16 protein-coding genes are annotated in these 13449 nt (G+C 67.7%); 5 read left to right on the top strand and 11 right to left on the bottom strand.

Annotated features, from left to right (window positions below; translation table 11 throughout):
• The first annotated feature begins 40 nt into the window (after window positions 1-40).
• A complete protein-coding gene (locus tag ACWD04_RS04920; RefSeq protein ID WP_451128169.1) occupies window positions 41-1276 on the top strand; it encodes an epoxide hydrolase family protein in 1236 nt (411 codons plus the stop codon).
• A 380-nt stretch (window positions 1277-1656) separates the two neighbouring features.
• Here the strand turns inward: ACWD04_RS04920 and tgmC are convergent, their stop codons facing one another.
• The 4 genes from tgmC to ACWD04_RS04900 all read right to left on the bottom strand — a co-directional run bounded on the left by tgmC (window position 1657) and on the right by ACWD04_RS04900 (window position 4620).
• The gene (tgmC, locus tag ACWD04_RS04915; RefSeq protein ID WP_451128167.1) at window positions 1657-2781 is read right to left on the bottom strand and encodes an ATP-grasp peptide maturase system methyltransferase; all 1125 of its coding nucleotides are present in this window, start codon (window positions 2779-2781) and stop codon (window positions 1657-1659) included.
• Window positions 2778-3737 carry an ATP-grasp ribosomal peptide maturase gene (tgmB, locus tag ACWD04_RS04910; RefSeq protein ID WP_451128165.1) on the bottom strand — a complete coding sequence of 320 codons (960 nt, stop codon included), beginning with the start codon at window positions 3735-3737 and terminating at the stop codon, window positions 2778-2780. Before tgmB ends, tgmC begins: the two co-directional genes overlap by 4 nt.
• Window positions 3738-3778: 41 nt before the next feature.
• The gene (tgmA, locus tag ACWD04_RS04905; RefSeq protein WP_451128163.1) at window positions 3779-4039 is read right to left on the bottom strand and encodes a putative ATP-grasp-modified RiPP; all 261 of its coding nucleotides are present in this window, start codon (window positions 4037-4039) and stop codon (window positions 3779-3781) included.
• Window positions 4040-4116: 77 nt separating this feature from the next.
• A complete protein-coding gene (locus tag ACWD04_RS04900; protein WP_451128161.1) occupies window positions 4117-4620 on the bottom strand; it encodes an ATP-binding protein in 504 nt (167 codons plus the stop codon).
• 203 nt (window positions 4621-4823) lie between these two features.
• Between ACWD04_RS04900 and ACWD04_RS04895 the strand changes: the two genes are divergently transcribed.
• Window positions 4824-5687, top strand: a complete 864-nt coding sequence (locus tag ACWD04_RS04895) for a helix-turn-helix domain-containing protein (protein WP_451128159.1) — start codon at window positions 4824-4826, stop codon at window positions 5685-5687.
• A complete protein-coding gene (locus tag ACWD04_RS04890) occupies window positions 5684-5875 on the top strand; it encodes a DUF397 domain-containing protein (RefSeq protein WP_451128157.1) in 192 nt (63 codons plus the stop codon). Before ACWD04_RS04895 ends, ACWD04_RS04890 begins: the two co-directional genes overlap by 4 nt.
• A 129-nt stretch (window positions 5876-6004) precedes the next feature.
• Here ACWD04_RS04890 and ACWD04_RS04885 read toward each other — a convergent pair whose 3' ends face one another.
• Window positions 6005-6178, bottom strand: coding sequence for a nucleotidyltransferase domain-containing protein (locus ACWD04_RS04885; protein WP_451128155.1), 174 nt, complete (start codon window positions 6176-6178; stop codon window positions 6005-6007).
• A 446-nt stretch (window positions 6179-6624) separates the two neighbouring features.
• On the opposite strand from ACWD04_RS04885, the gene ACWD04_RS04880 reads away from it, so the two are divergent.
• Both ACWD04_RS04880 and ACWD04_RS04875 read left to right on the top strand, forming a co-directional pair.
• Window positions 6625-7488 (top strand): helix-turn-helix domain-containing protein, encoded by an 864-nt coding sequence (locus tag ACWD04_RS04880; protein ID WP_451128153.1) that lies wholly within the window; start codon window positions 6625-6627, stop codon window positions 7486-7488.
• The gene (locus ACWD04_RS04875) at window positions 7485-7676 is read left to right on the top strand and encodes a DUF397 domain-containing protein (RefSeq protein WP_451128151.1); all 192 of its coding nucleotides are present in this window, start codon (window positions 7485-7487) and stop codon (window positions 7674-7676) included. The genes ACWD04_RS04880 and ACWD04_RS04875 overlap by 4 nt, the downstream gene beginning before the upstream one ends.
• A gap of 119 nt (window positions 7677-7795) precedes the next feature.
• On the opposite strand, the gene ACWD04_RS04870 is transcribed toward ACWD04_RS04875, so the two are convergent.
• From ACWD04_RS04870 to ACWD04_RS04845, 6 genes are all read right to left on the bottom strand, one after another.
• Entirely contained in the window at window positions 7796-8308 is a 513-nt protein-coding gene (locus ACWD04_RS04870) for a nucleoside deaminase (protein ID WP_451128149.1), read from the bottom strand.
• Between the two features lie 17 nt (window positions 8309-8325).
• Window positions 8326-8847 carry a hypothetical protein gene (locus tag ACWD04_RS04865; RefSeq protein ID WP_451128147.1) on the bottom strand — a complete coding sequence of 174 codons (522 nt, stop codon included), beginning with the start codon at window positions 8845-8847 and terminating at the stop codon, window positions 8326-8328.
• Window positions 8837-10552 (bottom strand): hypothetical protein, encoded by a 1716-nt coding sequence (locus ACWD04_RS04860; protein ID WP_451128145.1) that lies wholly within the window; start codon window positions 10550-10552, stop codon window positions 8837-8839. Before ACWD04_RS04860 ends, ACWD04_RS04865 begins: the two co-directional genes overlap by 11 nt.
• A gap of 164 nt (window positions 10553-10716) precedes the next feature.
• Entirely contained in the window at window positions 10717-10926 is a 210-nt protein-coding gene (locus tag ACWD04_RS04855) for a DUF397 domain-containing protein (RefSeq protein WP_451128143.1), read from the bottom strand.
• A complete protein-coding gene (locus ACWD04_RS04850; protein ID WP_451128141.1) occupies window positions 10907-11773 on the bottom strand; it encodes a helix-turn-helix domain-containing protein in 867 nt (288 codons plus the stop codon). The genes ACWD04_RS04855 and ACWD04_RS04850 overlap by 20 nt, the downstream gene beginning before the upstream one ends.
• 864 nt (window positions 11774-12637) lie before the next feature.
• Complete coding sequence (locus ACWD04_RS04845) at window positions 12638-13384, bottom strand: HNH endonuclease (protein ID WP_451128139.1); 747 nt, start codon at window positions 13382-13384, stop codon at window positions 12638-12640.
• Between the last annotated feature and the right edge of the window lie 65 nt (window positions 13385-13449).

The following is a 13449-nucleotide window of genomic DNA, read 5'->3' as shown; positions in this document are numbered from 1 at the left end:
GCGGGGGAGCCTCACCCCTACCCAGTAAGGAACCCACGCCATGACCACCCCGCACGCCTTCCCCCTGGAGCCCACCCCGATCCATGTGTCCGACGACGTCCTCGATGACCTGCGTGCCCGTCTCGCATCGACCCGTCCGCCGCTGGACGAGGGGAACGGGGACTGGTCCTACGGCGTCCCGGACAGCTATCTGCGTGAGCTGGTCGCCTACTGGCGGGACGGCTACGACTGGCGCGACGCCGAGGCCGCCATCAACGCCTACGAGCACTACCAGGTGAGCGTCGCCGGTGTCCCGGTGCACTTCATGCGCAAGCCCGGCCGCGGCCCTCGCCCGATCCCGTTGATCCTCACCCACGGCTGGCCGTGGACGTTCTGGCACTGGTCGAAGGTGATCGACCCGCTCGCCGACCCGGCCGCGTTCGGCGGTGACCCCGCCGACGCGTTCGACGTCATCGTGCCGTCCCTGCCGGGCTTCGGTTTCCCCGGCCCGCTCACCGGCTTTCCGGACGTCAACTTCTGGAAGGTCTCCGACCTCTGGCACACCCTGATGACCGAGACCCTGGGCTACGAGAAATACGCCGCCGGGGGATGCGACATCGGCGGGATCGTCTCCAGCCAGCTCGGCCACAAGTACGCCGACGAGCTCTACGGCATCCACATCGGCTCAGGGCTGCCGCTCGACTTCTTCACCGGCCCCCGCGCCTGGGACTTCGCCCGGAACCGGCCCCTCACCGACGACCAGCCCGCCGACGTCCGCGCCCGCATCATCGAGCTGGACCACCGCTCGGCGTCCCACCTCACCGTGCACATGCTCGACGGCGCCACCCTGGCCCACGGGCTGAGCGACTCACCCGCCGGACTCCTCGCCTGGCTGCTGGAGCGCTGGAACGCCTGGAGCGACAACGGCGGCGACATCGAGTCCGTCTTCACCAAGGACGACCTGCTCACCCACGCCACGATCTACTGGGTGAACAACTCCATCGCCACGTCGATGCGTTACTACGCCAACGCCAACCGCTACCCCTGGACCCCCGCCCACGACCGCACCCCGGTCGTGCAGGCCCCGGTCGGCCTCACCTTCGTCACGTACGAGAACCCGCCCGGCATCCACACCACCGACGAGCGCGTCCGGGCGTTCACGACCGGCCCGCAGGCCGACTGGTTCAACCACGTCAACGTCAACGCCCACGACCGCGGCGGCCACTTCATCCCCTGGGAGAACCCCGACGCCTGGGTGAGCGACCTGCGCCGCACCTTCCACGGCCGCAGGCCCTGAACGACCCTGCGGGCTCGTCCGGCGACGGGCCGACGCGAACGCTGCCCGGCCAGGGCGTGCGCGTCGCCCGACCGGCCCGCACCGCCCGCCACGCCGTCTGCCCGAGTCGGCCCTCGGCCGGACCCCGCTCACCGCCACCCTCACGGGATCCCTGTGATGCCCGCCGCCGCTCCACTTCCCTCAGACGGCCGCACTGCCAGCGCCGGGCTGCTCCTGCTCACCGCTCCGGCGGCCAAGGCCCTCCTGCGCCGGGCGAGACTGCCGATCAGGGCGATCGCCCGGCACCCGGGCATCCCGAACCGCCCGGCACCCGGGCATCCCGAAGCGCCCGCCCCCGGCTGCTGGCCCTCGTATCGGGGACACGAGGGCGCCTGGTGGCGTCAGGCCCACATCAGGCGTTGCCCCTGTGGCCCGACACGCAGGCGCATCCGCTCCACCGGTGGCCGCCCCGCCTCGTGCCAGCGGGCGTACTCCTGAGTGATGGCGTCCCACAGCCGCCGAGGGCCGCCCTGGCGGACCAGCCACCGGCCGCGCTCCTCGTACACCGCCGCCCAGGCGCCCGCTTCCACGTCCACGACCACCTGTTCGGTACGCCCGTCGCGCGGCAGCCGGAACCGCTGGGCGCGCGGCGCCGCGAACTGGGCGACGAACCGGGGTGTCCACGCGTCCAGCACGTCCCCTCCGATGTCCGTCGGCTCCGGCTCGGCGTCGTCCAGGTCGGGCAGCATGCCCAGCGGCGGTGCCTGGTGGGGGCGGGCGAGCATGAACGAGACCTGCCCGCCCAGGACCGGTCCGCTCGCCGTCCCGTCCTCGGCGACGGTGAGCCGCACCAGCTCCGAGGCGCGCATCCACCCCGCGACGGTCGCGAGGATCACCCCGCCCGGCCGGCTCCCGGCGATCCACGCGCCGGGCACGGTGTGCACACCACAGGTCGCGATGATCCGGTCGTACGGGTCGCCTCCGGCAGGGTGACCGTTGAGCCCGTCTCCGACGATCAGCTCCGGCCGCAGGCCCAGGCCCGCGAGGGCCACGGCGGCGCGGGAGGAGACATCGGCGTCCACCTCGACCGAGGTGACCCGCTCGCCTCCGAGCGCCTGGCTCAGCAAGGCGGTGGAGTACCCGGTTCCCGTGCCGACCTCCAGGACCCTCGCACCCTCGGCCGCCTCCAGCGCCTCCAGCATCCGCACGACCAGGCTCGGCAGCGTCGAGGAAGACGTGGGGCGCTGGGCGATCCTGCCCTCGACCTCGCGCGGCACGACGGCTCCCGCGACCTGGGTGACCAGCGTGTCGTCCTCGTAGACGCGGTCCAGGCCGCCCGCGCCGTCGAGAAACGCGGGCCGGTACCAGCCGCCGTCCTCGCATTCGAACCAGCCGCCACCGAGGAACGCCTCACGCGGCACGGCCCGGACGGCTGCCTCCCACGGGGCGCTGCGCAAGGTCCCGGCCCCGGTGAGCCTGCGGGCCAGGGCGGCCCGGTGGTGCACGGAGGAGGTGTACTCGTTCACCGTCGTTCTTCTCCTTGTTCGAGCAGGTCAGCGATGGCATGGGTGAGGGGCAGGGCGGTGGCGGCCTCGAGCCAGGCCCACTGCCCGTTCGGATTGCACTCCAAGAACCACCATGTGCCGTCCCGGGACACGGCGAAGTCGAAGGCGCCGTAAGCCAGATCGAAGGTGTCGAGGTATCGGAGGAGGGCGTGCCGCATGTCCTGCGGGCAGTCGACGGACGCGTAGGACAGGTTCCTGTACTCCGCCCGCCAGTCGACGACACCCGGCGGAGCGGTGATGCGTACGCAGAACACCTCCCGGCCGACGACGACGGCCCGGATGTCCGCCACCTTGTCGACCTGCGCCTGGAAGAGGTGCGCGCAGCGGCCGACGGTGTCGTCGAGCTGGTGGGGTCGTACGGTGCCGGCCCAGATTCCGGCCGGCTCACCGTCCACGTCGTACGCACCCGCGTGCAGCGGCTTGTAGATCGTGGGCCGGGCGGCGGTGAACGCCTGCGCCTCCAGCCGGTCATTGGTGATGACCGTACGGGGGACGAGCATCCCGACGTCGAGCGCGGCCGCGAGTTGCTCCGGCTTGTACTCGGCACGGGCAATGGCCGACGGGTGGCTCAGATACCGGCACCGGGGCAGCGCGGCCAGTACGCCGCCGAGGCCACGCCGGTTCTCACCCGCCGCGAACCGCGCCGCTTGGTCAACGCCCCCCGCCGGGGCGAACGGGCTGGGCCGGCGATGGTACAGCGACCGCACCTCCGCCAGATCCGCCGTCCTGTCACGCACCGTCAGGGTGCCTTCCCAGCCGTCCCGGCCGAGGCGCGCGGCGAGTCCGACCGCCGCCGTGAGGTCCCGGCCGGGATCGAACCGCAGGACGGGCACACGGCGCCGGTTCAACTCGGCGATCACCAGATCCGCCGTGGCGTCCTCGTACTCGGTCGCGACCAGCACCGTGTGCCCTCGCATCACTCTGTCCTCCGATCTCTCTGTTCTATCCGGTCCCGCTCTCAGTCCTGGGTCGCGTCGCTGCCGCTGTCGGAGTCGAACTTGCCGTCCTTGCAGAACTGCGTGGGCGGGTAGGTGTTCACGGACGTGCCGTGCTTGCCCAGCTCGACAGGCGTCATGACGCCGTCCCCGCCCACCCAGCGCCCGGTCCGGGACTCGTGGTCGATGCCCTCGTACCGCCAGGGCGACGGTTCGGCGTTACGCAGAGGCGTCATGCGGCTCATGCCCCAGGGCTCGGACGGGGCATCGGTAGTCCGGAACATCGGTTCTCCTTCTGGTGGTTGCCGGCGCGGGGCTGTTCCCCGCGCCGGGTACTGGTGCCGTGAGCCGGGATCTCGGCTCACAGGTGTGCGGGGTGACGGCGAGGCCCGCTCGTCACGGCGGCTTGTCCGTACGCGGGCGTGCCGGGCCTCGTGGGCAGTACGTACTCCGCCCAGACCGTCTTTCCCGGGCCGACGCGGTCGCGTACGCCCCAGCGGGCGGTGAGGGCGTCGACGAGGACCAGGCCACGACCGTGGTCCTCGTCGAGGTCAGGCACGACGTGGGCCGGCTGCGCGGGGTGGGTGTCGGACACCTCGATACGGATGACGCCCCGGTGCGCGTCGTACGCGAGGAGCAGGGCGAAGTCCCGGCCGGCCACGCGGCCGTGCAGCGCGGCATTCGCGGCGAGCTCGGCGACGACGAGCGTGACCGCGTCGTGGTCACCCGTCCCGCGAGGGTGTCCCCACTCGGCGAGCTGAAGCGCGGCGAGTAAGCGCGCGAGGCGCGCTCCGCGCCGGGTGGCGGAGAAGCGCTGGGCGAACACGCGTGCGGGGAGCGGGGGTTCGTCGTGAGGGGCTGGCATGGGGCTCAGCCTGGCGGGGGCACATGGCCCTGTGGCAGGCACGGCACCGATACAGATCGGCTTGTATCTGTTCACGCGCTGGACTGGGAGGGTCACGGTACGTAACCATTGACCGGGTCGGGCGGTGGCGCAGCGCGGACGACGCACGGTAGGGCACGGGTGGGCTCCGCGAACGGGCCCTGCACAGGGAGAGGCGGCCGTGCATGGCTACGGACCACGGCGGTGGCAGGGGCGGGGGCAACGGAAACTGCGGCGAGCCGGAGGTGTCCGACAGTCTCAAGACGTTCGGGGCGGTGCTCAAGGCGCTGCGGGACGAAGCGCGCCTTACGCAGGAGCAGTTCGCACCTCTGGTGCAGTACTCGGCGGCGTACATCGCCAAGATCGAGCAAGGCAAGCGGTTCCCGCCGAGGGACCTGCTGGAGCGCTCGGAGGAGGTGCTGGGGGCGACGGCGGCGCGGGTGCTGGTGGCGGCGGCAGGCAGCCTGACGCGGAAGGTTGGACTGGCGTCTTGGTTCTTGCAGTGGGCGGGCATCGAGGAGGAAGCGATCTCGCTGTACGCGTACGAGTGCCGAGCGATCCCAGGGCTGTTGCAGCCTGAGGCGTACATCCGTGCCATCTTTGAGCGCCGGCTGCCACCCTTGTCCGGCGAGCAGATCGAGCAACAGGTAACCGCCCGGCTGGAGCGCCATCAGCTCCTGACCGAAAGGCCGAACACAGCTTTCAGCTTCATCATCGAGCAGGCGCTGCTGGAACGCCACATGGGCGGGCCCGAGGTCACCCGCCACCTGCTGGATCACCTGCTGGACCAGGGTGCGCGGCGGAACGTCGAGATCCAGGTGATGTCCCTGCGCCAGTACGACCACGCGGGTATCGATGGTCTGATGTACCTCGCCGAGACCCAGCAGCACGAGTGGGTCGGCTACTCCGAGGGCCAACAGTCGAGCATTCTCATCACGTCACCGAAAGACGTGAGCGCCATGCTCCAGCGCTATGGCAAGCTGCGTTCGCAGGCCCTCGGCCGCGAAGCCACGGTAAGCCTGCTGGAGCAGATGCGAGGAGCGCTATGAACACCACGGAACCGGCCTGGTTCAAGAGCAGTTACAGCGGCAGCTCTGGCGACAACTGCGTCGAGATCGCCGTACGTTCCGAGGCCGTGTTGGTCCGGGACTCGAAGGACACGCAGAGGCACGCGCTGGCGGTCTCGCTTCACGCATGGTCTGCGTTCATGGTGCTGGCTGCCGACTCCCGCGTCTGAAGGGTCGTTGGGCCAGCGGCTGCCATGCTGCCTCACCGAGGCAACGGTGCAGGCGAGCACCGTGCGAAACTCGGCCAGGTGACCGGACTGACCTCCAACGTGATCACCGTCCGGGTGCCGCGCATCGGCTCAAGCCGCCAGCACATCGACGTCACTGTGCTCGAGGAACGCGTGTCCGACGGCGAGCTCGATCGCGTAGCCGCCAGCAATCCACCAAGGAATTCGAACCGCCGAGAACAGGGCACCTATATCAGACAACGGTGTTGGGTCCCAAAGGCCCCAGAGGGCCTCACTACACGTCATGCGGCCATCTTTACCGACGCGGAGCCCTCGCGCTGATCCCCCGACCAACGTCGAAACCAGGCACTTTGAAAACGCACCCTAGACCGGCCGAGTCGGGCGCTCGGGGTGCTGCCCCCGATGAGAACCATCGGCGAGCTGAAGCGCGGCAAGCAGACGCGCGAGGCGCGCTCCGCGCCGGGTGGCGGAGAAGCGTTGGGTGAACACGCGTGCGGGGAGCGGGGGTTCGTCGTGAGGGGCTGGCATGGGGCTCAGCCTGGCGGGGGCACATGGCCCTGTGGCAGGCACGGCACCGATACAGATCGGCCTGTATCTGTTCACGCGCTGGACTGGGAGGGTCACGGTACGTAACCATTGACCGGGTCGGGCGGTGGCGCAGCGCGGACGGCGCACGGTAGGGCACGGGTGGGCTCCGCGAACGGGCCCTGCACAGGGAGAGGCGGCCGTGAATGGCTACGGACCACGGCGGTGGCAGGGGCGGGGGCAACGGAAACTGCGGCGAGCCGGAGGTGTCCGACAGTCTCAAGACGTTCGGGGCGGTGCTCAAGGCGCTGCGGGACGAAGCGCGCCTGACGCAGGAGCAGTTCGCACCTCTGGTCCAGTACTCGGCGGCGTACATCGCCAAGATCGAGCAAGGCAAGCGGTTCCCGCCGAGGGACCTGCTGGAGCGCTCGGAGGAGGTGCTGGGAGTTGCTGCGGCTCGGGTGCTCGCGGCGGCTGCGAAGAGCCTGACGCGGAAGGTCGGGCTCGCGTCGTGGTTCTTGCAGTGGGCGGCCGTCGAGGAGGGGGCGATCTCGCTCTTCTCGTACGAGGCCAGCGTCATTCCGGGCCTGCTGCAGCCTGAGTCGTATATCCGCGCGCTCTTCGACCGACGTCTGCCGCCCCTCGATGAGGAACAGTTCGAGAATCAGGTCACTGCCAGGCTACGGCGACAGCGCCTCCTGGTGGATCGGCCGAATGCAACGTTCAGTTTCATCATCGAAGAGGCGCTGCTGGAACGGCGAATGGGAGGCGACGAAGCCACGCGGACACTCATCGATCACCTACTCGCGGCAGGCCGCCTGCGGAACGTGGAGATTCAGGCCATGCCACTGATTCAGGAGGATCACTCGGGCTTCGAGGGCCCGCTCTCCCTGGCTGAGACGGCAGAGAACCGATGGGTGGGATACGTCGAAGCCCACGACTGCAGCATGCTGATCACCGACTCAAAAGCCGCAAGCGCGATGCTTCAGCGCTATGGCAAGATGCGCTCGCAGGCTCTGAGTCATCAAGCCACCGCGAGTCTGCTGGAGCGGATGCGAGGAGCGCTATGAGCACCACCGAACTTGCTTGGTACAAGAGCAGCTACAGCGGTGGCGGCGGTGGCAACTGCATTGAGATCGCCGTACGTCCAGGGGCTGTACTGGTCCGGGACTCCAAGGACACGCAGAAGCCCGCGCTGACGGTCTCGCTTCACGCATGGTCGGCGTTCAGGGTGCTGGCTGCCGACTTGCGGGTCTGAATAGTCGTTGGGGCGGCTGTTGCTGCGACACCGAGGTGACGCTTTCGGGTGGCTTGGTGGGCGAGTCCCCAGGCGGTCGCCGAACTTTCTGAGGGCTCAGCGCTGGCGGTGGGTGGGAGTCAGAGTTTCGGCACCACGGTGAAGGGCAGGTTAGAGGCCCATTCTGCAAGGGCTGCCGCAGCGTCCTCGCGGAGCCGGCCCTCAACGGGGGTCACCTCCAGCTGTGACCGATCAGCGTGGGGCAGCGCGAGCTCGCGATAGAACTGCAGGTCTTCGAATCCGTTCACGGCGACATCGTGGCTGGTCGCGGCGTACACGAGGCGCGGGATGCGCGCCCAGTAGCACGCCACAAGACACATCGGGCATGGCTCGCTGCTGGAGTACATGACCGCGTCCTCCATGAGGTGATTCCGCAGTGCACTGCCGGCGGCGCGCAGCGCCATCATCTCCGCGTGAGCGGTCGGGTCGTGCAGCTCCACCACTGAGCTCGTGCCTGTACCCACGATCGCTCCGTCGATGACGACCAGGGCTCCGAAGGGTGTCTTCCCCTCGTCCTCCAGCGCGTGACGAGAGACAGCGATCGCCTTCGTCAAAAAGGCGTGATCCTCTGGCGACTCCTTGGCGTACGGCAACGGGGCCTCCCCTCATCTCACATGTGCACTGATGGATCACTGTCGCTGAACGGCCCCGACAGATCAACGTCGTAACCCGTAAGCGGCGTGGTCGCGCCTCCGGTAGCGATGATGCGCAAAGCTGCCTCCGCTTGCTCTGCCTCGGACCACTGACCGTTCTCCAATACTGCGACCATATCCGGCGGGGGTGGCTCGGGGTGGTCACCGCGGATGATGAGCCGGTGTACCGCGGACGTCGGCGCCGACAGCATTGAATAAGCTGCGGCCATCCTGTAGTGCCACTCGTCGAAGGATGCCCTCAGTGAGTGGAAGCCGTCATCCTGGCTCACCGACATCGGCAGATTGTGCAGGACGATCCTGTCGATTCTCAGGCTGCTGCCGCGCCTGACCTGCGCAGTCAGCAAAGCCTCCTCGACCGCGTTGCGCAGAGCTAGTGTGTCTGGCCGTAACCAGCCGACACCGCATTGGATCAGGACGGCTGCTCGTGTTGAAGGCTGTAGCAGTTGAGCCGTACGTCGTATCCACAGTTCACTGTCCATGTCCCACCCGCGTGTGTGCGCCAACCAGATGCATGACTTGGAGACCGTGCACCACGGCGTCGCCGGGCTCAGCCTGCCGGACGGTGCCGGGCAGCACACGGGCCGCCAACTCGTCGGCGGCTGCCAGCGCGGGGGCCGGGAGACGAGCAAGAAACGCTCTCAACTCCCTGTCGGAACCTCCGGGCTCAAGGGGCGCCAAGCGACACGCGATGGACAGCACCATGGCGGCGGGCCGCTCCTGGGGCTCTGTGCGGGGCGCGGCTGTCCGTAGCCCTTGCGCGGCAGTCCGCTGGCGGGCCAGGTTCCAAGGTGAACTCCCGCCTTCCGCATGGCTCATGAGGGAGAGCAGCGCCTCGTGGGCTTCCCGAGCCGTGGAGAACCAGCGGTGTGTCCCAAAGGAGCGCAGGTAGGCGCCCAGTAGCTGGGGGTCTGGAGTGAACTCGGGACGGATCAGCTCGGGCGGGTGGGGCACCCTCTGGTCGCGCAGGGTGGCGATGGCGCTGACCGAGACGAGCGCCCAGAAGCGGTCGAACTCAGCGACGCCACCGAAGAGACGCCGGGCCGCGTCTGCCTCCGGTTCCTCGGTCCGCGAGTCGTCGTCGCTGAACAGGCAAGTGCGTAATGCACCGATGATCGAGTCCCCGTCCCAATAGTTGCCCATGAACTTTGTGCCGGTGAGAATCTGGAAGACGCTGTACAGGGCATTGGCCTGATGAGCGCCCTGGAACTCGGTGAAGTCCCTGGCCCAGACGAGAACGCCGACTGGGTCGGCGATGGCCGAGGCGGCTTCGTCAGCGCTGGAGAACTGTTTGGGATCGGGATCGACGGCCAAGAGGATGCGGAGTCGGCGCTCCACCGACATGGCGACCAGTTCTCGCGCGGCGCGGCTGGAAGCGATTCCCCGTACGGACATGAGCCGAGCGGTGCTGCCCAGCCAGGCCAGGTATCTGCTGAGTTCTCCCAGCACGACGGACGGGTCAGGCAGTTCATGCCCCTGCCGCACCACGGAATCGATCAGCGACTCTCCGCAGCCGACGACAACGACGGGGTCGGCGCCCCGCACGAGGGCCGCTCGCGCGAGGCGGTGCAGGACCTCCAGCCGCAAAGTCACTGAAGCGGCGCTCTGGTCTGGTGGCACCTCGGCGTCGACAAGATGAGCGACGAGGTGGCGTATTCCTGTCGGGTCATTCGTGCTGATTGCTTGATCAAGCGCGCCCAGGTATGCGGCGATCACCGGGTCCGGGTCGCCCGGGGTGGCCTGTGGCTGCGGACTGGTCAAGGCCGAAGTAAGGGTTTCGCGCAGGAGCCGGTTCCGGCCGCCGATACTGGCGAGGCCGAAGAGGCGTATGAACGAGAAGATGCCAAAGACGTTGGCCAGGATGAAGAGCAGGGCGCCGTACGTCAGGCTGATGCCACTCTGGCCGAGCAGCCCGCAGGCGGTAAACATCGCGGCGAGCCAGCCGATGAACACCCACTCTCGGAACGCAATGTGGCTGTCGATGGCGCGTAAGGACGGCCAGGAGCTGGCTGCCGAGAAGGTGAGCGCGAAGATAACGGCTTCGCCGGTGAGAAGGGTGGCGAAGAACGCAACGGTGAACTGCGTCGCGTCGACGGCATCGTCCTGCCCGACTGGATGGCGCACAGCGATAGGGATTAGCAGCAGGGCGCATGCCGCCAGCACGGCTTCACGACGTACATGTGCCACCGCAGATGCCCCCCAGACGTCGCCTGGGGGTCAACCCTGCCAGCAGTGCGAGGCGTTGCCAAGGAAGGCGGACTGCCCGCGGCCCTTGTCGGCCAAGCGCTCCGAAGTCATGCCAGGTGTCTCGCGAGCAGGACGGCTTGCGCCGGGGCCCCTGGCTTCAGGCCTCAGCTGAGCTGACCACCTCGCAGTGAGCTGACGAAGTCGGTCCAAGCCGCGGAGCGCACATGAAATCGCCTGTCGTGCGGTCGTGTGCTGTCGCGTACTGAGGTGCCGGCATCGATGAACGCCGTTTCTACGCACTCCGTTTCGTTGCCGCCGCTGTACGACGACTTGAACCAGGCGGTTTCCGGGGCTTCATTGTTCGACCTTGTCATCTTTCAGGTCCTCCATGGCACGGCTGATCAGCTCCCGCGAAGCTTCGATGTGCAACGCTTGTGCGCGCAGGTATTCGAACGCAAGCCGGTAGCGCATCAGTTCCGCGTCTTTCTCCATGAAGACCGATCCGACGTGGAGGTCGACGTACACCACGTCAAGTGAGGGCTCGGGGCCGCCGAGAATGACGAAGCTGCCGAGGGCGGCACAGTGAGCACCGCGGGAGAACGGCAGGATCTGCAGGGTCACGTTTTCGGACTCGCTGCTGGTGAGCAGGTGACTGAGCTGCTCACGCATGATGGCGGGGGAGCCCATTACGCGGCGGACTACGGACTCATCAAGGATCGCCCAGAGGTGCGGAGCGTTGGGACGGCTGAGGATCTCCTGTCGGCGCATACGGATGTCCACGAGGCGTTCGATCTCCTCGGCGGAGCGACGCATCTCGTTGGCTTGCTGAAGAGCGGTTGTGTAACGCCGGGTCTGGAGGAGTCCGGGTACGTACACGCAAGAGAAGTGATCCTCGCGCGCCGCTTCGTCTTCGAGCGTGAGCATAAGGTTCATGGTCTCGGGGATGTGGTCGGCGAACGAGCTCCACCAGCCCTGCTGCCTGGCATCTTTAGCCAAGGCGACGATTGCCCGCCGTTCGGCATCGCTGGCTCCGTACTCGCGGCACAGAGCGTCGATGACGAGCCACTTGACGGGACCCTCGGTCGTTTCATAGCGGCTCACTGTGGCCTTTGAGACACCGACGAGCTGTCCGGCATCTTCCAGCGTCAGTCCCGTGCGGGCGCGCAGCTTGCGCATTGTTGCGCCGAGGTGGCGTCGGCGGGTGGTGGCCCTCGCTGACATGCAGATTCCTTCCAACTGACGCCGGGATGCTGGCTGCCGCGGCCCAACGAGGCTAGATCGACGTCGACGTGCCGCACTACCGAGTTCACTCGATAGAGAGTCGTGAGAAGTTACACGGTGCAATATCTCAATGCCATACTCGCATCCAGGTGTTAAGCAGTACAGCCGTATGAGCACGACGAGGTCGGCACTGTTGTGGCTGAGGAGGGAGTACCAGCATGACTAGTCGCAGCGACGCTCAGGCTCCGCACCAGTACGTGCTTCCGTTCGTGGCATCTCCCGAGGCCATATGCGGACTCCGGCGAGCCGTGCGGGCAGAGCTGGGCCCCCGGGGGCTGGCAGACCTGACGAGTGAGACCGAACTGGCGGTGAACGTGGTCAGGCACGTAGGTGTGAGAAGTGTTGCTGCCCTCGTCGTTGAGTTTCGCGCTGAGGTGCTCCACGTAGAGGTTCATGGCGCGAGTCACCAGGTGCCGTCCCTTACCGAGGCCGGATGTGCCTCAGTGTGCGGTCGCGGGCGTCAGCTGCTGCCAGCAGTCGCGCGTGACTGGGGTGCTCGTCTCACTGCGTCGGGGAAGGCGGTCTGGTGTGACCTGTTCCGTCCCGGGGGCACCGAGTGTGTACGAGCCCAGCGCGCCAGCTTGGTTCTCAGTGGGTACCGGGAGCTGGCCGGGGCGGATGCTGTACCGCTCCTCAGCCATCCGCGGGCGCAAGAGGAAGGAGCGGCTGCTTTGATCGTGAACCTTCTCCACTGGACGGAGACCCATGGCCGGGACCCAGATGGCGTCCTTGACCGCGCGCAGCAGCGTTACGAGGCCGATCAGAGGGCTTTCGCGTTAGACCGGTGCAGGGGCGGGCGTCTGCTCAGGAGGCGGGGCTGGGCCGGTCGACTTCGGCCCGCAGGGCGTCAGGGGTGCGCCAGGATTCACCGGGCCGGCTCTTGTGGCACATGCGGTGGCAGTTGGCACACAGGAACGCTAGATCGTCCAGCTTGGTCTCGCGGGGCCCGGATATGTGGAGGGGCAGCCGGTGGTGAACCTCGATGTAGCCCTTACCGAGAGTTCCGTAGAAGTGGCTGAAATCGAAAGTGCAGACCTCACACTGCAGGGGCTGCCGCAGTTTCTCAGCCCTGGCGATCTTGCGGGCACGGATGCCGCGGTCGCGTTCGCGATGCAGGGCCCAGCGGGCGAGGAGGCGGCCTTCGACTGCCGAGTTCCCGTCGTCGTCGACCTCGTCCGGGTCTACGGGGAGCTCGTGCAGGGCGCCTGTGCCGATACCCTGCCGCAGGGCAGCGGCAGCCCCGAGCATCTCGGAGGGCCTGGCGATGAAGGCGGCGATTACTTCTTTGTCCAGCCGCCCACCCCTGGTGGGCGCGCCGGCGTAAGCAGGATGATTCGAGGCGAGATCGGTGGTTTTGTGACTGACGCTGCCGACGGATCTGAACGTAGGGATGGTCTGCGCAGCGCCTTCGTGTATGGGCAGGGACCGGAGCATGTCAGAGAGATCGAGCACACGGGGATCACCCTCACGGAGCTCATTCCAGTTGTTCTCGACTACGAGGGCGCAAGCCAGCAGCAGCTCGTCGTGGGCCCATGCAGGGATTTTCGGCACGGGTCATATCGTATGAGTGTTCGCTGTCACGTGAGGTGCGGTCGGAGGGTATTGGGTGTGTGACG

It is taken from the genome of Streptomyces sp. NPDC002911, assembly GCF_053591835.1.
Note: the sequence above shows the minus strand (reverse complement) of the source record. Positions and strands in the feature narration are given on the sequence as shown.

Bases quoted from the DNA above. Each gene is read 5' to 3' on its own strand.
- ACWD04_RS04920 (WP_451128169.1), top strand. From the start codon at position 41: ATGACCACCCCGCACGCCTTCCCCCTGGAGCCCACCCCGATCCATGTG.
- tgmB (WP_451128165.1), bottom strand. From the start codon at position 3,737: ATGCGAGGGCACACGGTGCTGGTCGCGACCGAGTACGAGGACGCCACG.
- tgmA (WP_451128163.1), bottom strand. From the start codon at position 4,039: ATGTTCCGGACTACCGATGCCCCGTCCGAGCCCTGGGGCATGAGCCGC.
- ACWD04_RS04900 (WP_451128161.1), bottom strand. From the start codon at position 4,620: ATGCCAGCCCCTCACGACGAACCCCCGCTCCCCGCACGCGTGTTCGCC.
- ACWD04_RS04895 (WP_451128159.1), top strand. From the start codon at position 4,824: ATGGCTACGGACCACGGCGGTGGCAGGGGCGGGGGCAACGGAAACTGC.
- ACWD04_RS04890 (WP_451128157.1), top strand. From the start codon at position 5,684: ATGAACACCACGGAACCGGCCTGGTTCAAGAGCAGTTACAGCGGCAGC.
- ACWD04_RS04885 (WP_451128155.1), bottom strand. From the start codon at position 6,178: ATGACGTGTAGTGAGGCCCTCTGGGGCCTTTGGGACCCAACACCGTTG.
- ACWD04_RS04880 (WP_451128153.1), top strand. From the start codon at position 6,625: ATGGCTACGGACCACGGCGGTGGCAGGGGCGGGGGCAACGGAAACTGC.
- ACWD04_RS04875 (WP_451128151.1), top strand. From the start codon at position 7,485: ATGAGCACCACCGAACTTGCTTGGTACAAGAGCAGCTACAGCGGTGGC.
- ACWD04_RS04865 (WP_451128147.1), bottom strand. From the start codon at position 8,847: ATGGACAGTGAACTGTGGATACGACGTACGGCTCAACTGCTACAGCCT.
- ACWD04_RS04855 (WP_451128143.1), bottom strand. From the start codon at position 10,926: ATGACAAGGTCGAACAATGAAGCCCCGGAAACCGCCTGGTTCAAGTCG.
- ACWD04_RS04850 (WP_451128141.1), bottom strand. From the start codon at position 11,773: ATGTCAGCGAGGGCCACCACCCGCCGACGCCACCTCGGCGCAACAATG.